At 45.7% G+C, this 24,331-nt stretch carries 26 protein-coding genes and 5 tRNA genes; 19 read left to right on the forward strand and 12 right to left on the reverse strand.

Features of this window, described 5'->3' with window-relative positions; all coding sequences use genetic code 11:
- Positions 1-105: 105 nt before the first annotated feature.
- The 6 genes from AABA75_RS08325 to AABA75_RS08350 form a co-directional block, all read right to left on the reverse strand.
- Positions 106-1,053 carry a hypothetical protein gene (locus tag AABA75_RS08325; protein ID WP_338292157.1) on the reverse strand — a complete coding sequence of 316 codons (948 nt, stop codon included), beginning with the start codon at positions 1,051-1,053 and terminating at the stop codon, positions 106-108.
- Between the two features lie 145 nt (positions 1,054-1,198).
- Positions 1,199-1,274 (reverse strand) — tRNA-Val (locus tag AABA75_RS08330).
- A gap of 64 nt (positions 1,275-1,338) precedes the next feature.
- A tRNA-Val gene (locus tag AABA75_RS08335) sits at positions 1,339-1,414 on the reverse strand.
- A 176-nt stretch (positions 1,415-1,590) separates the two neighbouring features.
- A complete protein-coding gene (locus AABA75_RS08340; RefSeq protein ID WP_338292158.1) occupies positions 1,591-1,908 on the reverse strand; it encodes an AzlD domain-containing protein in 318 nt (105 codons plus the stop codon).
- A complete protein-coding gene (locus AABA75_RS08345) occupies positions 1,901-2,665 on the reverse strand; it encodes an AzlC family ABC transporter permease (RefSeq protein ID WP_338292159.1) in 765 nt (254 codons plus the stop codon). The genes AABA75_RS08340 and AABA75_RS08345 overlap by 8 nt, the downstream gene beginning before the upstream one ends.
- A gap of 93 nt (positions 2,666-2,758) precedes the next feature.
- On the reverse strand, positions 2,759-3,703 hold the full coding sequence (locus tag AABA75_RS08350; protein ID WP_338292160.1) for an AraC family transcriptional regulator: 945 nt from the start codon (positions 3,701-3,703) through the stop codon (positions 2,759-2,761).
- 64 nt (positions 3,704-3,767) lie between these two features.
- On the opposite strand from AABA75_RS08350, the gene gltX reads away from it, so the two are divergent.
- The 7 genes from gltX (at position 3,768) to AABA75_RS08385 (ending at position 8,378) form a co-directional block, all read left to right on the forward strand.
- On the forward strand, positions 3,768-5,177 hold the full coding sequence (gene gltX / locus AABA75_RS08355; protein WP_338292161.1) for a glutamate--tRNA ligase: 1,410 nt from the start codon (positions 3,768-3,770) through the stop codon (positions 5,175-5,177).
- 124 nt (positions 5,178-5,301) lie between these two features.
- Positions 5,302-5,377, forward strand: a tRNA-Ala gene (locus tag AABA75_RS08360).
- 11 nt (positions 5,378-5,388) lie between these two features.
- Positions 5,389-5,464 (forward strand) — tRNA-Glu (locus AABA75_RS08365).
- 142 nt (positions 5,465-5,606) lie between these two features.
- A tRNA-Glu gene (locus AABA75_RS08370) sits at positions 5,607-5,682 on the forward strand.
- Positions 5,683-6,417: 735 nt separating this feature from the next.
- Entirely contained in the window at positions 6,418-6,798 is a 381-nt protein-coding gene (locus tag AABA75_RS08375) for a VOC family protein (protein WP_338292162.1), read from the forward strand.
- A gap of 2 nt (positions 6,799-6,800) precedes the next feature.
- A complete protein-coding gene (locus tag AABA75_RS08380) occupies positions 6,801-7,904 on the forward strand; it encodes an agmatine deiminase family protein (protein WP_338292163.1) in 1,104 nt (367 codons plus the stop codon).
- A 60-nt stretch (positions 7,905-7,964) separates the two neighbouring features.
- A complete protein-coding gene (locus AABA75_RS08385) occupies positions 7,965-8,378 on the forward strand; it encodes a hypothetical protein (RefSeq protein WP_338292164.1) in 414 nt (137 codons plus the stop codon).
- On the opposite strand, the gene AABA75_RS08390 is transcribed toward AABA75_RS08385, so the two are convergent.
- Positions 8,375-9,592 carry a serine hydrolase domain-containing protein gene (locus AABA75_RS08390; protein ID WP_338292165.1) on the reverse strand — a complete coding sequence of 406 codons (1,218 nt, stop codon included), beginning with the start codon at positions 9,590-9,592 and terminating at the stop codon, positions 8,375-8,377. The genes AABA75_RS08385 and AABA75_RS08390 overlap by 4 nt on opposite strands.
- A 172-nt stretch (positions 9,593-9,764) precedes the next feature.
- Between AABA75_RS08390 and AABA75_RS08395 the strand changes: the two genes are divergently transcribed.
- The 6 genes from AABA75_RS08395 (at position 9,765) to AABA75_RS08420 (ending at position 13,460) form a co-directional block, all read left to right on the forward strand.
- Positions 9,765-10,025 carry a DUF5062 family protein gene (locus tag AABA75_RS08395; protein ID WP_338292166.1) on the forward strand — a complete coding sequence of 87 codons (261 nt, stop codon included), beginning with the start codon at positions 9,765-9,767 and terminating at the stop codon, positions 10,023-10,025.
- A 3-nt stretch (positions 10,026-10,028) separates the two neighbouring features.
- On the forward strand, positions 10,029-10,520 hold the full coding sequence (locus tag AABA75_RS08400) for an NYN domain-containing protein (protein WP_338292167.1): 492 nt from the start codon (positions 10,029-10,031) through the stop codon (positions 10,518-10,520).
- 103 nt (positions 10,521-10,623) lie between these two features.
- On the forward strand, positions 10,624-11,475 hold the full coding sequence (locus AABA75_RS08405) for a pirin family protein (protein WP_338292168.1): 852 nt from the start codon (positions 10,624-10,626) through the stop codon (positions 11,473-11,475).
- A gap of 175 nt (positions 11,476-11,650) precedes the next feature.
- Positions 11,651-12,412: a hypothetical protein gene (locus tag AABA75_RS08410; RefSeq protein ID WP_338292169.1), complete on the forward strand. Its 762-nt coding sequence runs from the start codon at positions 11,651-11,653 to the stop codon at positions 12,410-12,412.
- Positions 12,413-12,425: 13 nt separating this feature from the next.
- A complete protein-coding gene (gene arfB / locus AABA75_RS08415) occupies positions 12,426-12,857 on the forward strand; it encodes an alternative ribosome rescue aminoacyl-tRNA hydrolase ArfB (RefSeq protein WP_338294825.1) in 432 nt (143 codons plus the stop codon).
- A gap of 3 nt (positions 12,858-12,860) precedes the next feature.
- Entirely contained in the window at positions 12,861-13,460 is a 600-nt protein-coding gene (locus tag AABA75_RS08420) for a hypothetical protein (RefSeq protein ID WP_338292170.1), read from the forward strand.
- Positions 13,461-13,493: 33 nt separating this feature from the next.
- On the opposite strand, the gene AABA75_RS08425 is transcribed toward AABA75_RS08420, so the two are convergent.
- A complete protein-coding gene (locus tag AABA75_RS08425; RefSeq protein ID WP_338292171.1) occupies positions 13,494-13,832 on the reverse strand; it encodes a hypothetical protein in 339 nt (112 codons plus the stop codon).
- Positions 13,833-13,912: 80 nt separating this feature from the next.
- On the opposite strand from AABA75_RS08425, the gene AABA75_RS08430 reads away from it, so the two are divergent.
- The 4 genes from AABA75_RS08430 (at position 13,913) to AABA75_RS08445 (ending at position 18,156) form a co-directional block, all read left to right on the forward strand.
- Complete coding sequence (locus tag AABA75_RS08430; protein ID WP_338292172.1) at positions 13,913-14,116, forward strand: DUF1289 domain-containing protein; 204 nt, start codon at positions 13,913-13,915, stop codon at positions 14,114-14,116.
- A gap of 132 nt (positions 14,117-14,248) precedes the next feature.
- Positions 14,249-15,202, forward strand: coding sequence for a tRNA-dihydrouridine synthase (locus AABA75_RS08435; protein ID WP_338294826.1), 954 nt, complete (start codon positions 14,249-14,251; stop codon positions 15,200-15,202).
- A gap of 225 nt (positions 15,203-15,427) precedes the next feature.
- Complete coding sequence (locus tag AABA75_RS08440; protein ID WP_338292173.1) at positions 15,428-16,867, forward strand: amidohydrolase; 1,440 nt, start codon at positions 15,428-15,430, stop codon at positions 16,865-16,867.
- On the forward strand, positions 16,867-18,156 hold the full coding sequence (locus AABA75_RS08445; protein WP_338292174.1) for an amidohydrolase family protein: 1,290 nt from the start codon (positions 16,867-16,869) through the stop codon (positions 18,154-18,156). The genes AABA75_RS08440 and AABA75_RS08445 overlap by 1 nt, the downstream gene beginning before the upstream one ends.
- Positions 18,157-18,252: 96 nt before the next feature.
- Here AABA75_RS08445 and AABA75_RS08450 read toward each other — a convergent pair whose 3' ends face one another.
- A complete protein-coding gene (locus tag AABA75_RS08450; RefSeq protein WP_338292175.1) occupies positions 18,253-18,504 on the reverse strand; it encodes a hypothetical protein in 252 nt (83 codons plus the stop codon).
- 118 nt (positions 18,505-18,622) lie between these two features.
- On the reverse strand, positions 18,623-19,246 hold the full coding sequence (locus tag AABA75_RS08455; RefSeq protein ID WP_338292176.1) for an arylesterase: 624 nt from the start codon (positions 19,244-19,246) through the stop codon (positions 18,623-18,625).
- Between the two features lie 22 nt (positions 19,247-19,268).
- Between AABA75_RS08455 and AABA75_RS08460 the strand changes: the two genes are divergently transcribed.
- Both AABA75_RS08460 and AABA75_RS08465 read left to right on the forward strand, forming a co-directional pair.
- The gene (locus AABA75_RS08460) at positions 19,269-19,985 is read left to right on the forward strand and encodes an ABC transporter ATP-binding protein (protein WP_338294827.1); all 717 of its coding nucleotides are present in this window, start codon (positions 19,269-19,271) and stop codon (positions 19,983-19,985) included.
- A 12-nt stretch (positions 19,986-19,997) separates the two neighbouring features.
- Positions 19,998-22,514, forward strand: a complete 2,517-nt coding sequence (locus tag AABA75_RS08465; RefSeq protein WP_338292177.1) for an ABC transporter permease — start codon at positions 19,998-20,000, stop codon at positions 22,512-22,514.
- A gap of 149 nt (positions 22,515-22,663) precedes the next feature.
- Here the strand turns inward: AABA75_RS08465 and AABA75_RS08470 are convergent, their stop codons facing one another.
- Together AABA75_RS08470 and AABA75_RS08475 are read right to left on the reverse strand one after the other, a co-directional pair.
- Positions 22,664-23,080: a hypothetical protein gene (locus tag AABA75_RS08470; protein WP_338292178.1), complete on the reverse strand. Its 417-nt coding sequence runs from the start codon at positions 23,078-23,080 to the stop codon at positions 22,664-22,666.
- 121 nt (positions 23,081-23,201) lie between these two features.
- Positions 23,202-24,329: a helix-turn-helix domain-containing protein gene (locus AABA75_RS08475; protein WP_338292179.1), complete on the reverse strand. Its 1,128-nt coding sequence runs from the start codon at positions 24,327-24,329 to the stop codon at positions 23,202-23,204.
- Positions 24,330-24,331: the final 2 nt, after the last annotated feature.

Here is a 24,331-nt window from a genome sequence, read left to right on the forward strand (position 1 = left end):
TATCGGCTTTTGCAATATGATGCACCAGACTGCATACGTATGTTATGCAATAAAATGCAGTTCTGAATGTATCAGGTATCGAATTTTATTACACTAGCAATACTTTTAATTGCTCAAGAGACGCCAGATTCCACCAAAATCTTCATCTTCCGAGCCGTAACTCAGCCTGGCGTTAGGGAACGATTCTGGTGCTTGAGCCAAAGCTTCAATTTTCAATCCGGCCACATTCCAGTGTTGTTGCTTTGTAGCGGAGACAATGAGTCTGCCTTGTTCAAAGGTGAGTTTTCCCACCGCATAAATAACGGAATTAAAAGGGCCCATATCACTGTCATCTTGGGTGGCAGAGGCCCAGATGATGTTATTCTCCAGATATAGGTCTGAAATGCTGCGTCCGGGCATACTATCACTTAAGAGCGTTCTGCCTTTGGCAACGTATTTGAACTCTGATTCGGGTAACCAGCTGAGCTGGTTCGTGGCCAGATTGAGCACACCTTGCAACAAATATCCATCAGGGATGGCTGCAGTGCCACCGCGTTCACCCATTAAAATGTGCAGTCGGTTGGCGTTTTTCACGCACAGCATGCCTTCGTAATTGCTACCTTGGGTGGTTTCATCACTATTTATTAAAATAGGCAGTTGAAAAACGTTTTTGACGGAGGCTTGGTTTTCGACGATTTCCAGCCAAAATATTCGGCCAAATTTACCTTTCCAGGTCCCTGACTCAGATACCAGGTACTGGTTTTCGGAATCAGGTATTTTACATGCGGATTCAAGATCGCTGGCAGCACCATGTGGATGGCCCCAATCTTTGACATCGACAGGAGAGAACTTCGGAGCTTGTCCATTTTTAATTTGTAATGTTCCCAACCTTACGCCCGGCTTGTGATTTTTGGTATCAACAACAACAAGGTATTGGTTGTTTCCCATATAGGCCATGCCGCTGAAACCAAAGTTGTCAGACGATACTGCTTTGAAACTGAAGATTAACATCAACAGTGAGGGGAGCAATTTGGGAAATACAAAAGGATATTGGGCTTGGTAAGAAATCGTCATTGCGCATAAATCATATAGTTATCTTGCATAACTATAGACCAAGATGAAAAGATACGGCTATTTATGCGTACAATTACACAATGTTTAATAATGATAATGCTAGTGTTTTACGTGGATTGGAATGGATGTAGATAAATCGACTATGTGGTGGGCGCTACTGGACTTGAACCAGTGACCCTCGCCTTGTAAGGGCGATGCTCTCCCAACTGAGCTAAGCGCCCACATAGTCTTGTGGTATTTTGAAGTTTAAAAGCGTGTTCCAAAAAGCGAATCTATTTCGAAATTTGGTGGGCGCTACTGGACTTGAACCAGTGACCCTCGCCTTGTAAGGGCGATGCTCTCCCAACTGAGCTAAGCGCCCGCTTTCAAACTTTGCTTACCGTCTCCCCGGTAAGTGGAGCGCCATTATAGGGATGCGCCAAAAACTGTCAACACTATTTCATAAAAAAGTTGTTCAATTGCTTAATTTATCAGCGCAAGGCTGTTTGCTCGCTTAAGCATTATACAAATGGAGTAAAACTTGCTCAAAATCGCTGTTTAGATCAATAACCACTTACAAAGGACAAATACAAACATGCCCGACATAATGGTCAATAACATGCTGCTTTGTATTCTCGCCAAGACAAATGCCGTTAGCGTTGCCCATAAATAGGGGTTTTCGCCGGAGAGGTGCAATTCACCTTGTTGAAAAAAAGCGCTTTGCACGATAATAACGGTTAGCACCGCCACCGGGACAAATTGCAAACATTCTTGTAAAACAACAGGTAATCGAATTCGCTCTGACAAGGCCAGTGGCAAGTAGCGTGGTATAAATGTAACAATTGCCATCGCGGCAATTAGCAGAATATCAGTCATTGATACTTACCTCATTTAATATTTCATCATCGCCTTTTTGAAAACGACTGCTTATCACACCAACCGAAATTGCAAAAAAAGTAGAAAACAACAGTCCTGTTTGATAGGGCCAATCAATGGTGAAAACCGCACTGATCCCGGCGGCAATCATACATAGCCAATGGCTAGTGGTTTTTAGTGATGCCACCACGATACCGGTGAATGCCACAACCATGGCCACATCAAGGCCATAATGTTGTAGTTGCGGAAATTGGGCTCCTACGGCAAAACCCACTGCACTCCACACTATCCAGTTTAAGTACATCAGCAGTGCCGAGCCGGCGTAGAACCATCCGATGTGGGTGGTGTTTTTGGTGGTTTGGTTGACTACCACGGCAAACGTTTCATCAGTAAGAGAAAACCCCAGCGTCATTTTTTGCCAAAAATTGCAGGATTTAAAATAAGGCATCAGCGTCATGGCATAGAGCGTGTGACGCAGATTTACCAAGAAAACGGTGAAGATGATGATGGGATGCTGCGCCCCGATAGCCATTAAGTTAAGGGCGATGAATTGTGAGGCTCCGGCGAATACAAACATGGATATGGCAATGACTGTCCAAAAACTCATGTTCAAGGCTTCGCCCAGCGCCCCGTATACGATTGCAAAGGGCAGGGCGGCTAACACCAGTGGCAGGCTCACCATGGCGCCTTGTCCAAATGTTTGCAGCTTAGTACTGGCTGCCGGCTGCTGAGCGTTTAAAGGATCGTTGTATTCCATGTTGCTGTTCCAATTTCCTTGTGCGAATTCTGAGTTTGTGTGAGTTATCTTACGTGGATGAGGGGTTTCCTACTTGTACGCAATTGACCTTGATTAACTCAAATGTGAAATCGATGTGTTATCGCGCCAGGCCTTTTGAAACCTGCCCGGTGTTGTTCCCCACATGCGCAAAAAGTGTCGGTTAAAGTGGCTTTGATCATTAAATCCCACCGCGATACCCGATTCAGTGGCACTCAATCCCGACTTTAACAGCTCCGTAGCTTTTAACAGGCGCTGCTGGTTTTGCCAGGCGTGAGGTGGCAATCCCATGGTTTTCTGGAAAGAGCGGATTAAATAATAGGGATTGAGTCCAGTTATGGCTGACAAGGTTTCAGTGGAAATAGATTCTGCCAGGTTCGCCATAATGTACTCGCAAACTTGCCGCGCTGACTTTTTGTCGGAATAAGCATGAATTGGATTGATCACACCTGATGCATGTTTTGCAATCAACTCGCTGATGACATGAAAGTAACTGGTTTGCACTTCGAGGCAATTATCGCTGGCGGTAGCTAAATTGAAAAATTGTCTGAATTGCTGCGCCAGCAATCGGTCAGAAACCACAGGCTCTTTAAACAAGGGCAGGGCACCTTTATTGCTAAAATTACCCAGCACATTGCTTAACATACTATCTACCGGGTAAATCGCTTTGTATTGCCAGCCACAGTCAGTGGCCGTTTGACCATCGTGGATCTGGTCGGCATTAACCAAAATAATGCAGTTTTCACTGGCGATGTGGTTTCCGCCGCTGCGATAAAAGCGCTGCGCGCCTTGCTCAATCACACCAATGCAATAGCCTTCATGCGCATGGCGAGAAAAGCACTGTTTTTTAAAGCGGGCACTTAATAGCGGCAGATTATCGAGTTCTTTGACGAATCGATAGTTGGCTTGCTCTTTAGAGGATGTTTGAGCCACAGTGTTTCTCGCGTTGATAAAGGTTAGACAAGCATGCAACAAATCCTGATTCACCAATAGTACAAAATTGACTATTGCAGATGCCATTCTTTTTATAACAATTCACTGTTAAAATGCGCGCACTTTTTTTAATCATCGAATTAGGACAGACATGACAGTAGCTACGCGCTTTGCGCCCAGTCCCACCGGATACTTGCACGTTGGCGGTGCCAGAACCGCTTTGTACTCTTGGTTATACACCAAAAACAAGGGTGGTAAATTCGTCTTACGCATTGAAGACACTGACATTGAACGCTCAACTCAAGAAGCGATTGACGCGATTCTTGAGGGGATGCAATGGCTGGGATTGGATTGGGATGATGGCCCCTATTACCAAACCAAACGCTTTGACCGCTATAAAGAGTTAATTCAACAACTGCTGGATGAAGGTAAAGCCTACAAGTGTTTTATGCCAGCAGCCGAGTTAGACAAAATTCGTGAAGAACAAATGGCCAAAGGCGAAAAACCGCGCTATCCGGGTATGTGGCGAGACCGCACTGATCATCCGGAAGGGCAGCCTTTTGTTATTCGTTTTAAGAATCCACTGGAAGGCAAAGTGGTTATCAATGATCACATTCGCGGTACGATTGAAATCGCCAACAGTGAATTGGACGATCTGATTATTCAGCGCAGTGACGGCACACCTACCTATAATTTTTGTGTAGTAGTGGATGACTGGGATATGGGGATCACTCACGTGGTGCGCGGTGAGGATCATATCAACAATACACCTCGTCAGATTAACATCCTGGAAGCTTTGGGTGCGCCTGTTCCAGAATATGCCCACGTTTCTATGATATTGGGTGACGATGGTAAGAAGCTGTCTAAGCGCCATGGTGCAGTAAGTGTTATGCAATACCGCGATGACGGTTACTTGCCACAAGCACTGTTAAATTACCTGGTCAGACTGGGCTGGTCTCATGGCGATCAGGAAATCTTCAGCCGTGAAGAGATGATTGAATTGTTTAACCTGGATGCCATCTCGCCCTCAGCCTCAGCGTTTAATACCGACAAGCTAATCTGGTTGAATCAGCACTATATGAAGTCGTTGCCGGCATCAGAAGTGGCTGAGCATCTGAAGTGGCACTTTGAGCAACTCAACGTAGACGTAAACGATGGGCCATCGCTGGAAGCGGTTATCGCGATTCAAGCGGAAAGGGTAAAAACCTTAAAAGAGTTGGCTGAGATTAGTCAGTATTTCTATCAGGAATATGAGGAATTTGACGCTGGCGCCGCGAAAAAGCATTTGCGTCCGGTTGCCAAAGAAGCATTACAACTTGTTGCCACTAAATTGGCAGCGGTAAAAGAGTGGGATCCAGAAAATATTCAAGCAGCCATTAACGGTACTGCTGAAGAATTAGGCGTTGGTATGGGTAAAGTGGGCATGCCATTGCGTGTTGCTGTTACCGGCTCTGGAAATTCGCCATCGCTAGATGTGACTTTAAACCTGTTAAAAAAGCAGCAAATTGCACAACGAATCGACAAAGCGCTGAAATTTATAGCAGACAGAGAAAATAACTAAAAATATCTTAAAAAAAGGTTTGACATAAAATCGTCACATCTCTATCATGCGCCCCGCTGTCACGGAATGACAGACCAGCACAAAGGAATGACCGCAATAGTTACCTGAAAGTAAAGATTGCAACGGGGCCATAGCTCAGCTGGGAGAGCGCTTGCATGGCATGCAAGAGGTCGGCGGTTCGATCCCGCCTGGCTCCACCAAAGTCCTAAGTGTCCCCTTCGTCTAGAGGCCTAGGACACCGCCCTTTCACGGCGGTAACAGGGGTTCGAATCCCCTAGGGGACGCCACTTCCTTTTTGGAGTGTGGACGTCAAAAGTGAAGAGCGCTAGGCCGCTCACCAGTCACTTTTGAAATGGCGCTAACCATTAAAACTGGCTTACTGGTGGTTACCTAGGCAGGTACCAGTAAAAAGATTTGTGGCAGTTTACTGTCCCCTTCGTCTAGAGGCCTAGGACACCGCCCTTTCACGGCGGTAACAGGGGTTCGAATCCCCTAGGGGACGCCAAATAAAAAAGCCCGGTTGCTTGCAACCGGGCTTTTTTATTTGTGGTTTTAGAGGATTAGAACCCGTAGGGTTCGACAAATTCTTCGGGAAAGAATTTGAACGTCGCTTGCGACGGCCCGAAGGGCGAAATACAGGACGTATTTCGTAATCCCCTGCACAGTTCTTAAAGTCTTGATAGATTTTTAATGATGAATTCATTTATGGTCGGGCTTTTTTATTTGCATTCGTTGGGATTACGAAGCCGAAGGGTTCGACCAGATTGCCGGGAGCAATTTATGTCCTACGTCCATGTAGGCCACTTGCTTCGCAAGCCAGCCTTCGGCTGTTCCGATTTGTTCCTACAAATCTTGGTGGAACGCGCTTTAGCGCGGCCGCAAAGCGGCGGCAGATTTTTGCTCCTGCAAAATCTGCATTCTCTACATCCATGTAGATCGAATACAGGACGTATTCCGTAATCCCTACCACTGCAACTTCAAACTCTCTAAATTTCAATTAGTCATTTGTTTTGCTTGCAACCGGGCTTTTTTGTTTTTGGTTTCAAGCGTGGTAATTACTCTGTAGGTCGAGATTTATCTCGACAACAATTCTCGTCACAACATAAGAAATCCCTGGCTATCTGTATTATCTGCTCAAAACCTACCTATGCTACAAAGTTGCTGCTATCACAGTGGTATAATTAACTCTCATAAAAATAATCAACTACACTCAATTCAGATTCACAAAGGGAAAAATATCATGGCGAGTAATCCTGTCGGTTGGTTTGAAATCTATGTAGATGATATGCAAAGAGCAAAAGCCTTTTATGAGACGGTACTGCAGGTTAGTTTAGAGCCTCTGGGCGACCCAACTAACGAAAGTTTTGAAATGCAGGCGTTTCCCTCAGATATGGGACAATATGGCTGCTCAGGCGCGCTGGTGCACTGTGAGGGTTTTCCTGCAGGTAATAATAGCACGCTGGTATATTTTGCCTGCGAGGATTGTGCCGTTGAAGAAGCCAGGGTTGCTGAAGCCGGAGGCAGGGTTCAGCGCAACAAAATGTCCATTGGTGATTATGGCTTTATTTCTTTGGCCTTTGATACTGAAGGCAATATGTTCGGTTTGCATTCCCAAAATTGATCATGAGCTCAAGACGACACTTTCTAAAGCAGTTGCTGGTGATGGGCACACTTTCTGGTATTACAAAAGGGTCTTACGCTACAAAAGCGGATTCAACAAAATGGATAATGCCTGATGAATCTCACCCTCATGAGCGTACCTGGATGGCATTTGGTGCCAGCAAAAAAATATGGGGTAGCGAGTTGCTACCCAGAGTGCAACGAGACCTCGCACTTATTGCCAATACCATTGTGAATTTTGAGCCGGTATCTATGCTGGTGCGGGCCGAAGAAGTTCGCAAAGCAAGGCAATTACTGGATCCCAAAGTTGAAATTGTTATCTGTGAACTGGATGATTTATGGATCCGGGATACTGGTCCTGTTTTTGTACTCAACGAACAAGGGGAAAAAGCGGCTATTGATTTTAATTTTAATGGCTGGGGCAACAAACAAACCCACCTTGCAGATGCTAAAGTCGCTGAATTTGTGATTAATCAATTGGGTGTCACAGGCTTGCCTACGAGGCTAGTTTCGGAAGGGGGCTGCATTGAAGTGGATGGTCTGGGCACGGCAATTATGACGGAAAGTTGCACCCTAAACGCCAATCGCAATCCCGGTATAGCCAAATCCCGTTTTGAAGATTTAATCGCACCGATATTAGGGGTTGAGAAAGTCATTTGGTTACCGGGAATTCGAGGTATGGATATCACCGATGGCCATACTGACTTTTATGCCCGATTTGCTAAACCCGGGGTCGTGTTGGCGGGATATGAGCCTGATGAGTCTCACTACGATCATCAGGTTACCCTTCGTCATCTGGAAATTTTAAAAAGCAGCACCGAAGTAAAAGGGAGAAAACTGCAGATCATTCTATTGGAAGCACCAACAAACATTCGCCCTCGTTGGTTGAGTGATGACTTTGCTTCGGGTTACATCGGTTACTACGTCTGTAACAACGCGGTTATCATGCAAAATTTTGGCGATAAAAGGGCGGATGCCGCGGCGAAATCAGCGCTGCAGTCGGTTTATCCCGAGCGCACTGTGGTATTGCTCAATGTTGATGGTATCGCAGCCGGTGGCGGCAGTATTCACTGTGCCACCCAACAAGAGCCGGCGCTGGTAACTTGAGTCGGTAACCGGTATTCTTGCCGTGTGAATTCCATACTCGCCAGGCAAAGGAACTAAACCGTGCAATATTACTCTTTTATCGCCGCTTCAGATGCAGACTTAATGTGCCTGAATGAGGCGCAGGCCCGTTCCGACATTCAATTTACAGTGGCCTTGGACTCATTAGGGGAATTGAGCACGCTTGTCAGTCTAATGGGGTCAGGACTTTCTCTTAACCTTGCTGTGAATATCGAGGGTGTTAAGGAAATCTGGGGAGTCGCAGAGCCTTTGGCGGTTAATCAAAATGAAGAAATTACTCTGCTTTATGACAAATGGATTTCAGCTTCAGCAAGACAAGATAGTAAAAACGAGCAGGCCTGGTTTCAGCAATTTTTACAATTCGTTCCGCAATTTAACCAAGCCCAGAACCCGTTAATCATATTGGAGCCAAAGCTGGCCAGTCCTGAGTTGGCGATTCAAGTGGGGAGCCATTAGTTCTTTAATTCGGGCTCTTCAAACCCGCCATCTGAGGGAACTGGCCATTTTCGAGTTTGTGCTATGGCGTTGCGAATTTCCTGATGCACAAAGTGTCCGTTACTGCCATTGGTGAGAATAACAACACCATTGCCTGTCTCCGGGTGTCCTTCAATCCATGCGCGATAACTGTTATTCGCACCACCATGGTGAAACACAAAACTGTCGCCTTCGCCATTGATGCGAGGTCCTAAACCATACCAACTGTTTTGTTCACGACTCAACATATCTTTGGTTAATGCTTGAGATAAAAAACCGTTTTTAGATTGGTAGCTGTTGTTAATGGCGATAACCAATTTAGCGAGATCAGAAGCGCTGGTCCAAAGACCCGAAGCGGCCATCTCCGGCATTGCCTCATATCCTCTGGGCAGGGCAACTGGTTTGCCATTGTCATTATGAGCAAATGCTACGTTGCTAATTGATTCGGGGAGTGGATTTTCAAAAGTACTTCTGCTCATCTCAAGTGGTAAAAACAATTTGTCTTTTGCCAGTGACACATAATTGGTTTTGGTGATCGTACTTGCTACAAGTTGACTGACGGTGATGCCACCACCAGAGTAGTCCATGGTGCTACCCGGTGTGAACCTGACTCGAACGGCACGGTGTTTAGCTGGGGCTTTGCCATTTAGCGTATCCAACGTATCTGGTAACGTTTCGCCGGGCAGGAAATCAGGAAAACCATGCACATTAAACCCCGCAGTATGAGATAGAATATGGCGCAGCGTGACAGGGTGTTTGCGGGTGTATCGTGAATCCGGTACTTTCCAGCTACTGAGGTAGTTGTTGACGTCGGTATCAAGCTTAAGCGTTCCTTCATCAACTAATTTTAAAAGCAGGGTAGCATTGGCAACCTTGCTCACTGAGCCTACTGAAAACAGGGTGTTTTGATCCACTGATGAAACTGATAGTGCGGATCTCTCACCATAGCCTTTAGCATAAACAACCTGATTTTTTTCGATAATTGCCAGTGCCACTCCGGGGACATTATGAGCTTGTAATCGCTCTGGAATGCTCCAGGTTCGTGGTTGCTCTTGACCCCACTCATAACGATTGATCAGGGCTTGTTCAAAGCTCGCCAGGTTTTGGGAGTGCGAAGTGCTCTCAGGCGCTTGTTGTGCGGCTGGAACCCCGGGAAATAAAAACATTGAGATTGCAAGCAGTATGGATTTATTCATTAGATGAGAAATATTGCTGTTGCATTATTTGAGATAGCTTATCTCCAATTCGGTTATTCCCTGACTTTTTAAATGTTACAAAGCGTTGTCTACGAATTTCAGTAGCTACTGTACTGGTATCCCATCAGAAAATACTCTACTGTGGCTGTAACTAATGAGAAAGAGAACAGTGATGAAGAAAGTTAAGAATGAAAAAGAACTGTTGAAAAAAGCCGTTGTAGTGGGGGAGACCTATGCCAAAAAGCGCGGTTACAACACTTTCACCAACACAACATCTGCAGATGAAAAAATTGAAGCCATTTACCGCTTATTAGTGAACGACAAACTCATCATCCCGCTTGCAGAAGACAAAGAGAACGGACTTAATATGAAACACCGTTTGGTGATGTGGATCGCCAATCAGTTACCCAAAGATCATCCTTTGCTGAATTAATCTATGACAGAACGGATCGGGATTTTTGTGGATGTGCAAAACATCTATTACACCACCAGGCAGGTTTTCCATCAGCACTTTGACTACAACGAACTGTGGCGTCTAATTACCACAGAAAAGGAAGTGGTGGTGGCTAATGCCTATGCGATAGCCAGTCATCAGGACAAACATAAACAGTTTCACAACATTCTCCGAGGAATTGGTTTTAAGGTTAAGCTCAAACCCTTTATTACGCGTGCTGACGGCTCGGCTAAAGGGGATTGGGATGTCGGTATCACCATTGATGTGATGGAAACGGCAAAGCAGTGTGACCGAGTTTTCCTGCTAACAGGGGATGGAGATTTTGAACTGTTAGTGAGAAAGCTTCAGGAAGACTTTAATGTTCCGGTTACGGTTGTCTCTGTAGCGAAACTGACTGCCAACAATCTTATCGAGTGTGCCGATAGGCATATTGCGATTGAACAGCCGCTATTGATACAAAAAAAGAAGTATTAGTTGTCTCAACACTGCTGAAATGGGCACTGTAAAAATCACGACTATCTTAATCTAATTTTGCCTGCTAAGGTTTTTATCATCAGTTAGCTCAGGTTGAATCAATATGGCATTTATCATTAACTCTGCACGCAAGGATTTAGGTGGCTTTTCGGTATCGCGTATCATTCCGAATATCAATCAGCGCTCTGTTGGGCCGTTTGTCTTTGTGGACCACATGGGGCCGGCTGAGTTTCCCGCTGGGAAGGGCATTAATGTGCGTCCGCACCCTCACATAGGCTTGGCGACTATTAGTTACCTGATGGAAGGTAGCATGCTGCACAGAGACAGTTTAGGCAGTATTCAGGAAATACACCCAGGCGATGTGAACTGGATGACAGCGGGAAAAGGCATTGTGCACTCTGAGCGGGAAACCATTGAAACACGAGGTAAAGATCATGTTTTAAATGGTTTGCAGTGTTGGGTGGCATTACCGGAAGAAAAAACAGAGATGGAGCCCAGCTTTCTGCATATAAACCGCGCTGAGTTGCCTTATATTCACCGGGAAAAATTATTAATGCGGTTAATCGCGGGCGAAGCGTATAACTACACGTCACCGGTAAAAACCTATTCCCCTATGTTTTATCTGGATGCAATAACAGAAGCCGGAGCAATTGTGGAAAGGCCTTGCGGAGTATCTGAAACAGCGTGTTATGTTATCTCTGGAACTGTAAAGATCGGTGATGATAACTTTAGTGCCGGGCAATTTGTGATGCTTGAGGACGAGCAATCTATTGAGACGATTGAAAATAGCCGCTATTTTCTTTTGGGTGGCAAAAAGCTAAAGAAACAACCTATTTTGCGCTGGAATTTCCTGGCTTATTCAGAAGATAAAATCAAAGAAGCTGAAACACGCTGGAAAGAAGGGCGTTTTCCCTCCATTCCCGGCGATGATGTTGAGTATATTCCGTTACCTTAAAGCATATGATGGCGGGCATTTGTAAAAACCAGGGCTTTTTAGCCCTGGTTTTGTTTTTAGCATTTACTGGCGTTTCGATACAGGATTGCTATTATCTGGCTGTTAGCTATTCGCTTTTTATATGTGTTAAGAAAGCCACTCTTCAATCTCTAACAATATGTACACAATGGGATAAATGAATAAGTCTCTTCTTACAAAACTTTGGATGATCTTTTTCTGGGTGTTGTTAACGCCAGTAAACTATGCCTATAGTAAAACAGTGATTAAAGTGGCGGTGGCACAGCTTCCTAACGTTGAGAAGCATCCCAAAGAGACTTTATTCATTGAGTTACTGAATGCAATGGACAATCAATCTCCGGATGTTCGCATTGAAATCCTGGAAATGCCTTTTGCACGCACACTGGTAGAGCTTGCTCGTGGCCACGTAGATGCCCAGCTACCAGTAATGTACGACCCCAATGATATCCTCGGGGCTACAGATTACATGAAACAATTTGGCATTAAACTAAATGATTTTACTTACACAGATGAAAATCTGTTTAGGACCCATTTTGTTATTGTTTCTAAAGAAGACGTAGAGATCACTCCTGAAAACCTGATGGAATATGAAGTGGCAACGGATATGTCCCATGTCGCCTTTTTTAAGCATCAGTTTAAGGGAACCCACAGTATGAAAGCAGCCATTGCCAATGTTCAAAGAGGAACGCTTGATGGCTATTTATTTGATAGTGAAAAAGTGAGTCAGGTGGTGCGCGATCTTGATTTCGTCGATCATCGTTTAAATTCATTTGCTTTTTATGATGTTCGATTTATGGTGCGCAATGATGAAAAAGGGATAAGAATAAAACTGTTGCTTGATCAGATTGTAGCCGAATTAAAAGAATCTGGTGAGTTTGACCGAGTGATGCATGATCTTGTCAATGAGCACGGTTATTAGTACAGAACAATCCATGGATGAATCTAATTTAATAAAAATTTCCAATACCGTTTATATTAACCTGAGTGAGCTGGAGTTTTCAGCTATCAGGGCGCAAGGCAGTGGTGGGCAGAACGTTAATAAGGTATCCAGCGCGATTCACTTGCGCTTTGATATTAATGCTTCGGGTTTGCCTGAAAGGTTGAAACAGACCTTGTTGAATAGCAGGGATAGTCGTATCACCAGTGACGGAGTATTGATCATTAAAGCCCAGCAGTTTCGCACTCAGGAGAAAAACAAAGCAGACGCGATAGAGCGTTTAGTGGAGTTAATCCAAAAAGCTAATGTCATTCCCAAAACCCGCAAAGCCACTAAGCCCACCAAGGCTTCGCAAAAGCGCAGAGTAGACGCGAAAAAACAAGCCGGTAAAAACAAACAGTTACGAAAAAAGATAACGGATTATTAACCCATGCGATTGCACTTGAATTTCGAAACCGTAGCCTCGGTGTGCGCCATCATTACCTCTGTTATTGCGCTTTTTGTGGCTTGGGATCAGTCTGTAGTGATGCGAGCACAGCAGCACGCCAGTGTCTGGCCTATTGTTATCTCAGATGCCACCATCAGCCAGAATGAGACGCAAAACTACATTGAATTTAATGTCAGCAACGTGGGTGTAGGACCGGCTATCATTCGCGATTCGAAATTGTATTTTAATGACAAATTGGTTGAGCACTTTAGCACTTTTCAGGAGCAGCTATTTGTGGGCAGCCAAAAGGAATCACTGTCGGGCATGTTTGCCAGTTTTAATGGCGTTCTTGGCGCTGGAGAGAGCAAGACGGCTTTAAAACTTTGGTGGCCACGTAACGACGTCAGTGATGCTGACTTTGTGGCTATGGTGGAGCAGTTTGTGGCCTCAGATAGTCGGTTTGCCATTGAGCAATGTTATTGTTCGGTTTTCGAGCGCTGTTTTGTCTCAACTAATGAAGAGGCGCTTGGGCCTCAGGAAGTGGCGTCTTGTCAAGTTGGTAAAGATGAACCGGTAGATGTGATAAAGGCAACAATGCAGTAATAAAAAACGGTTAAGTTAATAACGACAATCTTTTCAGGATGTGTATTTGTGTTTTAATCGTTCAATATCCTGCAAAATGAGCCTGAATTCCTGACCCACAGGCGTGAGAAACCAGGCAGCACCGGGCCCACCCTGCGTGGTATTGTTAAGTCGTTGGACTATGGCGAATTTTATCATCTTATCCAGACTAGTCTGTAATTCCTCTTCTGGCAGGTGGCTCAGGGAGTTTTGGATTTTTTCCTGCGTATTTTCACCCTCATGCAATAAGGTCATGATGGGCAATATATGCGCTGAGCCAATACAATCCTTAACCAATTCGATAAAGGCGTGGTCGTCTAGTGTTTGACTTTGAGAGTTATTTAAACTTTCCACCTGTGGATAGATTCCCAAAAAAGAGATAGTTAAAATATAGTGCAACCCTCAGCAGACGCCAAAGTCGTGATTGAAAAGTGATGAATAACCAAGAGTCGACATTAATCAAATCCGTTGATAGCCCATGCATACGCCAGTGTTGTTTGGATGAGCAGGATATTTGTGTGGGCTGTAAACGCTCCATTCAGGAAATACTGGATTGGTCTCAGGCAAATCCTGAACGCAAACAAAAAATTCTCGAAAATTGTCGCAACAGAGCCAAGCTCGATGAGAAGGATGTATGAAAACTGTTCAGAATCTGTTCGTTACCTGCTATTATCCGCGCCCTTAAAAAACAACCTACTTCAGTTTTAGTGCAATCAAATAGCGAACATACTCACAATCAATCGGCCATCGGTAAAGTTTACCTGGCGCCCATGGAAGGTGTCGTAGACCATTTGATGCGAGACATGCTGACTCAAATCGGTGGCTTCGATTTGTGTGTCACTGAATTTGTGCGCATTGTCGATGCCATGTTGCCTGAAAAAGTCTTCGTAAGAACGTGTCCTGAGTTGAACAACAGGGGCTTTACTCCAGCAGGCACGCCTGTTCGGGTGCAATTGTTGGGGCAAAATCCTGAGGCCTTAGCGGCAAACGCGGTGCGCGCTATTGAATTGGGTTCCCATGGTATCGATCTCAATTTTGGCTGCCCGGCCAAAACCGTCAACAAAAGTCGTGGCGGAGCGGTGCTGTTGAAGGATACCGAAGCACTTTTCCACATTTTGCACGCCGTGCGCTCAGCGGTTCCTCAACCTCATATTGTCAGTGCCAAGATGCGTTTAGGTTTTGATGATAAAGCGTTGGCCATAGATAACGCATTAGCGTTGCAAGAGGGTGGGGCTGATGTGCTGGTGGTCCACGCGCGCACTAAAAAAGAAGGTTATAATCCGCCTGCCTATTGGGACTGGATTGCACGGATTAAAGAGCATATTCACATTCCGGTGGTGGCCAACGGTGAAATATGGAATCACACTGATGCGCAGGCTTGTGCAGCACAATCTGGTTGTAAAGACTTAATGATTGGACGTGGAGCACTGGCTCATCCGAAACTGGCACGGGTTATCAAACAAAACGAAGCGGATATGTCGTGGCAGGAAATGCTACAGCTGTTGATCCAGTACAGTGGCTACGAACTCTACGGCACTAAAGGTAAATACTATCCCAACCGGGTTAAACAATGGTTGCGATATCTACAAATTCACTTCCCTGAAGCACAAGAGATGTTTAAAACCGTCAGGGGGTTACAGTCTTCTGATGAAATCGTTCGCCATCTCTCTCTCACGCAAAGTAAACATCAACAGTGCTCACCCTCTTCATCTGCGTCAGTGTAATTAATTCCTGATCTGATTTGTTATTTTGGGTATTCAGGTTGTATCTTTAAACCTGACATCCTGTTTGATGAAGTGTAATGCTTAGACTTCATTTAATAGTTTTCTATTAAGCCTTGTTAGCAGGGCGGTTCAGATTTGTCTTTTGGAAAGCGCTGCGGGCGATTACGTTGCGTTTACACATCATACAAATCGTTGAAAATTACAATAAACACAAGAAGAGCATCTATGAACAAACCCAACACCAAGCGACTCTTCGGTGACAGTTTTAAGCACCTTTCAGTGCTGGCGCTGTCCGTTAGTCTGGCATTTAATGCCTGGTCTGATGATCACGAAGAAAAGTCCGAAGAACAATCCCCCTACGTAGAAATTAACAAGAATCCGTTCCCCAGCACCTATAAGCCAGCCGATAGTGGCACTGTTTTGATCACTAACGTGACCTTGCTAGATGGTGTAGGTGGCCGTATGGACAATGCCTCAGTACTCATTGAAAACGGTGATATAAAACAAGTGGGTAATAGCATTTCCGCTTCTGAGGCAACTGTTATCGATGGTAGCGGCAAATGGCTAACACCGGGTATCATTGATAACCACAGCCACCTCGGAGTGTATCCGACACCTGACGTAGACTCTCATGCCGATGGTAACGAGATGACAAAGCCGGTCACAGCCGAAGTTTGGGCTGAGCATTCTGTCTGGCCACAAGATCCCGGATTTTCCGCTGCCTTAGCGGGTGGCGTAACTGCACTACAAATTTTGCCCGGTTCTGCGAACCTGGTGGGTGGACGTGCCGTGACATTAAAAAATGTGCCAAATCGCACCGTTCAGGATATGAAATTCCCGAGTGCTCCCTATGGTATGAAAATGGCCTGTGGCGAAAATCCTAAGCGGGTTTACGGTGGCAAAGGCGGCCCTATGACACGTATGGGCAACGTTGCCGGTTATCGCAAAGAATGGATAGCGGCCAAAGAGTACAAAGAGAAATGGGATAAATACAAAGCTGAATACGCTGAGGGTAAAAACCCCACTGCGCCCGGTCGAGACTTAAAATTAGAAACCTTAATGGGCGTACTTAACGGTGAAATCCTGGTACATATGCATTGTTATCGCGCAGATGAAATGGCGGTAATGATGGATGTAATGAAAGAGTTTGATTACCAGATCACCAGCTTCCATCATGCGGTAGAGGGCTACAAAATTGCTGACCTGCTAGCTGAAAACAATGTGTGTGCGTCTATGTGGGCCGACTGGTGGGGCTTCAAAATGGAAGCCTATGACGGCATTCTGGAGAATATTCCCATGGTAGCTAATGCGGGGGGATGTGCTATCGTGCATTCAGATTCCGATTTAGGTATACAACGCCTTAATCAGGAAGCGGCTAAAGCGTTGAGTGACGGCCAAAAAGCCGGTATCAACTTTACTAAAGCACAAGCGTGGGAATGGTTATCTGCCAATCCTGCACGCTCCTTGGGTGTATTCGACCAAACCGGTTCCATTGAACCCGGCAAAGACGCTGATGTCGTGCTTTGGAGTGGTGACCCGTTCTCCACCTATAGTCACGCCGAGCAGGTGTTCATTGATGGCGTGAAAGTCTATGAAAAAGGCAACGATACCCTATGGCCGGTCACGGATTTTGAGTTAGATCAGCCTGGTGAGGGGGAACTATAATGAAAAGATTAAACAAAATAGCTTTAGCCTTCGCAGCTGCTACCAGTTTTTGTGCACCTCAAGTGTGGGCCGACAATATTGCCATTACAGGCGGTACGGCTTTTACTATGGGTGAGCAGGGCAAGGTGGAAAATGCCACTATCTTGATTGAAGGTGACGTGATCAAGTCGGTGAAATCAGGCGGTAGTGTGCCTTCTGGATACAAAACTATCGACGCCAAAGGCAAATGGGTCACACCAGGAATCATAGGCGCCTACACTTCTCTTGGTTTAGTGGAAGTTGAGTATTCTGCCGGGATTTCTGATTACACTGCTAAGCTCGAAGACAGCGACTATTTAGGCACGCAAATCGAAACTAAATACGCAGTAAATCCCGATTCTAGTTTGATGAACCTGACTCGTATCGAAGGGGTCACCAGTGCAATCAGCGTAATGGCCGACACGGATACCTTATTTCAAGGACAGGGTGCGTTTATTAGTTTAGGCGACAAGGTAAACCCTATTGTCAAAGGTAATGCCGTTATGACCTTAGACCTTACGGGTTCTAAGGTGGATGACAGTGTCGGTTCTCGCGCAGTGGTATGGCCCAAGTTGGTGTCGGTACTTGAAGAAGCCGCGAGCCTGAAAGGCAAAACCCTGCGTAAAAAAGACGACTGGGATGGTGACTTATCAAAAGCAGACGTTAACGCACTTGTTCCGGTTATGAAAGGCGATATGCCGCTGCTCATTACCGTAAATCGCACAATTGATATCCGTCATGTGGTGCACTTGAAACAAAAATTCGAAGATTTGAATATTGTGCTGGTGCAGGCTACGGAAGCCTGGCGCGTTGCTGACGAGCTAGCGGCTCATGATATCGCTGTACTGCTGAAGCCAGAATCTAATCTGCCTTATGACTTTGATGAGTTAGGGGCCACTTTATCCAATGCTGCAAGACTGGACGCTGCAGGGGTTAAAGTGGTTATAGGCATGGACACCCACAATGCGCGTTTGGTACTTCAGCATGCAGGTAATGCCGTGGCTCACGGCTTACCATGGGAGAAAGGTCTGGCATCTATTACCTCGGTTGCTGCTGAAGCACTGGGTGTTTCAGCAAGCCATGGAAGCATGGAAAAAGGTAAGAGTGCCGATGTGGTTGTCTGGTCTGGCGATCCGCTGGAGGTTATGAGTTACGCTGAAACCGTAGTGATTGACGGAGAAGAGATCCCAATGACATCTCGGCCTTCTAAATTGCGGGACCGCTACTTAAAAATGCAAAGCGATAAAGCTTATCGCTATGTAAAACCTTAAGTTAGAATGGATAACTAAAAAGGCCCGACATTGTATGTCGGGCCTTTTTTAATTCTGTTGATTGTTATCGGGTGTAGCTAACCCACCCACTAAACATTAGACGCTGATATCTACATTACCACCAACACGCTGTCCCGGCTCGGCCGGTCGACCACCTGCCTGCGCCTGTTCTGTTGCTTGCGCATTAGCTCGCTGAGATTCGTTGCTCTGCTGAGTATCTTCCTGACGCTCTGCACGCAGTGCTGCCTGAGCCTCTCGACGTTGCTCTACTTCAGCTTGATTTTGAACTTCAGTTTGCTGAATACTCGCCTGAAATGAAGCGGGCGAGCCACCGGAAATTGCACCCATATCGTTACCTCTGTTTCTCAAACACTACCTATTAGAACTACTATAGCTCAAAAAAAGTTCAATTTCCTGCAAAAATACTCAAGTTAATGCTCTATTGGTCGATACAGAAGATTGGTCATCAATTTGCAGTAAACACGAGTGGCGCTAACCTCTCTGCCATCCAAGCTGCCAATATCGGTTGTGCGTCGGCATTGGGGTGCAAACCATCTCGCTGCATCAACTCGGGCTTGAGGGCGATTTCTTCCAGGAAAAAACTAATCATGGACACATCGTATTGCTTGCTTAACTGGCCGTAGGCTTGAGTGAACATGCGGGTATATCTTGGACCGTAATTAGTGGGAATACGCATTTCCTGTAAAATCACAACAATGTCTTGTTGCTGCGCTCTTTTGATAATCTCAGCCAAATTTTGTTTCATTTTGTTAACCGGATAACCGCGTAAGCCATCATTCGCGCCCAGCTCAAGGTAAAGATGGGTGGGAGAGTGCTGTTCCAATAGCCGATCAAAGCGTTGTAAACCCCCATCAGACGTTTCACCACTGATGGCCGCGTTAACGATTTCAATGCCTTTGTCTTGCCAGGATTTTTGTAACAAAGCCACCCAACCTTGCTCTTGTTTCAGGTTGTAGGCTGCACTTAAGCTATCTCCTAGCACTAATAACTTTAACTCGCGGGCTTGCAAGTGATCTGAAAAGACCCATAACGGTATAAGCAATAGTAGAATTTTGAGACGAAATAACACGATGAATAATGCTCCTGAATTTATGATTTCTACCCGAAATATCACCAAAAAAGTAACTACGTCGGAAGGGCCGTTGCAGATCCTTCAACCAATCAGCTTTGATGTCAAGGCGGGTGAGACTATTGCCATAGTCGGAGCGTCCGGCTCCGGTAAATCAACTTTGTTAGGGTTATTGGCAGGTTTAGATGAAGTCAGTACCGGAGAGATTTACCTTGATGGTGCAGCTTTACACAAATTAGATGAGGAGCGGCGTGCACGCTTACGGGGCGAAAAGGTAGGCTTCATCTTTCAGTCTTTTATGTTGGTACAAAGCTTAACCGCGCTGGAAAATATTATGTTACCGGCTGAAATTGCCGGCCTGGATAATCCTGCTCAGCTCGCTAATGAGTTGTTAGAGAAAGTAGGGCTGGGTCATCGAGGCAATCACTTTCCCAATCAGCTTTCCGGAGGTGAGCAGCAGCGGGTAGCCATCGCCCGTGCCTTTATCACGCAACCCAAGATCTTATTCGCTGATGAACCCACCGGGAACCTGGACGCCGCTAATGGTGAACGAGTAGAGAAACTATTATTTGAGCTTAATGAATCGGCACATACGACATTGGTACTGGTAACCCACGATAGCGAGCTGGCTGATAAATGTGAACGGCAACTGTTAATGAACGCGGGCGAGCTGACAGAAAAAGGCAAAAGCGAGCCAGCCAAACCGGCTGGTGGCAAACCGCAGCTTAAAGCGATTTAGAGGGAGTTTGCTATGTGGTTTAATCTTGCCTGGCGATTATTTCGCCATGAAATGCGACGCGGTGAACTCACCATTATTCTGGCGGCAATCGTGCTTTCTGTTGCTGCTGTAATGTCTTTATCTTTATTCAGCGAGCGCCTGCAAACAGCCCTGGTAGAACGAAGCTCACAGTTTATTGCCGCTGACCGGGTTGTGGGGGGCCGCAATCCACTGCCGCAAGAGTGGCGACAGAAAGCTATTGAATTAGAGCTCAATACGGCACAAACAACCTACTTACAATCCATGGTATTTGCTAACGACACCATGACGTTGGCGGATATCCGGGCGGTAAATGAAAACTATCCTCTTAAGGGGGATATCAAAGTAACGGATGTGCCATTTGGTGTGGGTGAAGTCATTAAGGAAGTACCCGGAGAAGGCGAGACCTGGGTTGAATCTCAAGTTTTTCAAACGCTCGGATTGTCCATCGGTGACGTACTGGAAGTGGGCGATAAGCCTTTCACCATCACTCGGGTGCTATCCGAGGTACCGGACGCGGGATTTTCCATCTTCAACAGCAACCCTAAAGTGATGATCTTGCAAGAGGAACTTGAAGGTACCGGGATACTGGGTGAAGGCAGTCGCGCCTGGTACGATTTGTATCTAACTGGTGATTCTGATGCCTTGAGTGACTATGCCGACTGGTTATTACCGCTGATGGATAGCGATTTGCACTACACCCGCTCCATTGAAGATGACGATTCCTGGGTGGGAAATCGTGTTAAACGGGCGGAACAATATTTTCTTCTTGCCAGTTTGTTAGCGATAGTCCTGGCTTCGGTGGCCATTGCAGTGGCGGCGCAGCGTTATTCGCAGCGTCATTACGACCCGGTCGCTATTATGAAAACCCTGGGCGCCAGTCGTAAAATGGTGCAACAGGTATTCTTACTACAAATAATCTTTATTACCCTGTTGGGTATTATTATCGGCGGTGCACTGGGCTATGGCATTCAGGCGGCGGTTGCTTCAGCCATTCAAGAGCGCGTTGCTGTCTCCCTGCAAAGCTGGTATTGGGGACCTGTGTGGATTGCCATATTCACCGGTGTGGTGTGCGCTTTATTGTTCTCACTTTATCCGCTACTTAAGCTGTTTTCCGTGCCTCCGCTGCGGGTATTACGCAAAGACTTGGGGGCCAATATGAGCTCTCGGGTTGTACAGTTTTTAGCCGCGGGTGGTGCTATCTTTGCCTTAATGTGGGCTTACAGTCAAAACTTAAAAATCTCAGCGATTCTGTTCGTTTCCGGTATCGTTTTAGTGGCCGCGTTATTGGTGGTGACTTACGGTTTGATTTGGCTTGGTCGGCGCTTAGGTAAAGGGCGCATGGGCGCCTGGCAATTGGCGTGGGCACGTATTCAGCGCCGTTCTATGGACAACAGCGTGCAGCTGATTAGTTTTTCAGTGACCATTATGCTACTCCTGGTGGTGTTGGTGATGCGCAACGACATGATCCAACAATGGCGAGATCAACTCCCACAAGGCACGCCCAATTACTTTATGGCGAACATTACCGAAGCACAAAAGCCTGTGATGGAAGCGCACTTTGCACAGCGCGATGTGCAAACCGAAACCTTTTATCCGGTGGTGCGAGCCCGTTTTGTGGCGGTAAATGGAGAGCGAGTCAATACCCAAATAACTAAAGAAGACGAAGAAACTGAGGCGCAATCTAACCGCCGCGATGCCTTCGGTCGGGAAGCTAACCTCACCTGGAGCAATCAGCTACAGAACCAGAATACGATTGTGGCAGGGCAATGGTTTGGCGACTACCAAGAGGGGCAACCCTATGGTATGTCGGTTGAAGCTCGAACAGCAGAGCGTATGGATTTAAACATGGGTGATGTGGTGACCTTCAATATTGGTAGTGAAGTGGTAGAAGTCACCATTACCAGTATTCGTGAAGTTAACTGGCAAACCATGCAACCAAACTTCTTTTTTGTATTGCAACCAGAGGCAATGGAAAACTTCCGACCAACTTACATCACCAGTTTCAATTTGGATACTGAGCGCAAAGATGAAATTGGCCAGTTGATGGCGCCATTCTCAACAGTAACCTTGTTTGATGTGGATGCCCGCATTAATCAATTGCGAGAAATCGTTGACCAGGTTTCAATGGCGGTGGAGTTTATTCTGGTACTGGTTCTGATTGCCGGAGCATTGGTGTTGATAGCGCAAGTACAGGCCAGTATGGACGAGCGACAGCAGGAACTGGCTATTCTAAGGACATTGGGGGCTAAAGGATTACTGATACGTGCCAGTGTGGTACTGGAATTTATCATCATTGGGGTAGTAGCCGGAGTCATGGCCGCGTTGGCCAACGAGCTGACACTCTATTTGTTGCAATCACAAATCTTTGAAATGAAAGGTTCATTGCATTATGAATACTGGGTAATTGCACCAATTGTCGGCGCTGCCGTTGTCGGTATTTTGGGGGCGATTAGCTGTTGGCGATTATTGTCACTTAATACCAGTCAGCTGTTACGCAATATGGTATAGCTGTAGCAATAGTTTATGACACCCGATTTGATTTGAGGTCAGATCGGGTGTTGTATCGCTGCAGTCGGTGAACATATTCTTGTTAAATGCAGAGCCGCGAACGTACAGAAAACCCACTTTTTTATTCAGGCGTTAGTAGCCGTGTATTTCTAATCTGCATTCAGAAAATCAGCTAGCGCTTGAGGTTCGTAGTCAAAACCAAACTCCGAGCATTTCTGCTGTACCAGCGTCAGGTCTGTGGTTTGAAATACATTGAGTCCTTCCGGACTAATATGCTCCCTGGATATTTGCATCGATAGGGCTTGTGGGTTGCCATAATGAAATTCCAGTTTATAGCCTTGGGTTATGGCTTTGAGGTCATTGTCGGCGATAATTTTTAATGCTTGGGGCGTACCCAGTTGCCATTGGCGCAAATCAACAAATCCCGCAAAGTTTGCCTGCCAGCGCGACAGATATTCATCTATTTTTTCTACATAGCGTGTGGCGACTTGTTCACTCCATGCGCCCGATGGCCGTATCATCAGCAGTTGTTTATTCTCTTCGATGTGGAATGAACCTTTACGCACTTGGGGCCTTCGCTATTTCCTCTATCCGTTTACTATTCTATGATTTACGTGAACACAGGACAATGAAAAATCTGTACTTATGTGGTTATACAAGACGGGTTTTGTTGCAATTAAAAAGCAATTACTGAGCATTTCTGAATGCGCTTGGTGTGAGTCCTGTTGATTTTTTAAACGCAGTGTTGAATGTGGATTTTGAGTTAAACCCCACTTCGAACGCAATTTGAGTCACTTGTTTCTCCGATTCAGACAGCAGTTGTTTGGCAGCTTCAATTCTGTAGCCATTGACGAAGTGAAAGAAATTGGTATTGATGAATTGCGAAAGTGTTTCTGAAATATGATTTTCACTCACCGATATCGCTTCAGATAGTTTCTTGAGGGATAAGTCTTCTTCCATAAATAATTGCTCATGCAACATCACGCTCTTAAGTGCAGCTGCAATCTCCTGCATTCTTTCAGATTGCAGTTGCGGCTTTCTATTGGCTTTATTGCTCGCCTTACCTTTTTCTGTCTCGCTCAGTACGGGCTGTCTAACCGCGTAGTGAGCAAAAAACAACAAGATCACTGCTTCGATAAGGGGGATAGCAATGCCTGAACCTGCCCATTTATAACCAAAAAAGCTGAGTGAGTATTCAGTCGCAAACATCAACCATGCGGCTCCCCAAAGCAATAACACCACTTTAAACCAATCCATGGAACGCTTTTCTATGGAAGAATAGCGTTCCATTAACTGCAATCGATGTTGAGTATGGAGACGCAAGGTTAGCCAGAAATAAATGCCTGTGAATAGCACAAACACCAGCATGGTAGTTAAGCAAGTGTAGACGGCGATCTGCCATAGCACCGGATCTCGAGTTGCCGGGTCTGCTAATGCCAGCTTTTCTTCAGAGGTAATACCAAACAGGAACGGCAGCATAACTAATATCACTACTAGTGGTCCGGAAAGTGCAAAAAAATAGGTTTTCCTGGCAGGCTTTTTTTCTGGTGACATGGTGGCAAAGGCATACAGATAAAGCGCGGGACCAAGCAACATGCGAACCGGAAACTGAAGACCTGCCAGTGCCGGAGCATATTGATAGAAGCCCGAGTAGATATAGAGTTCGCCCAGTATATGAACAAGCAAAAATGTCAGCAGCGCCTGAAGGTAAACGGTTTGGCGTTTTCTGGCTTTATTGGTGTTTTCCAGTAGCGCAAACAAAACTATGCCCAACATGCAGGAATAGATCACCGTGGGCGCAACACTAACAGCCATAA

Origin of the sequence: Planctobacterium marinum, assembly GCF_036322805.1 — a bacterium.
GTDB lineage: Bacteria > Pseudomonadota > Gammaproteobacteria > Enterobacterales > Alteromonadaceae > Planctobacterium > Planctobacterium marinum_A.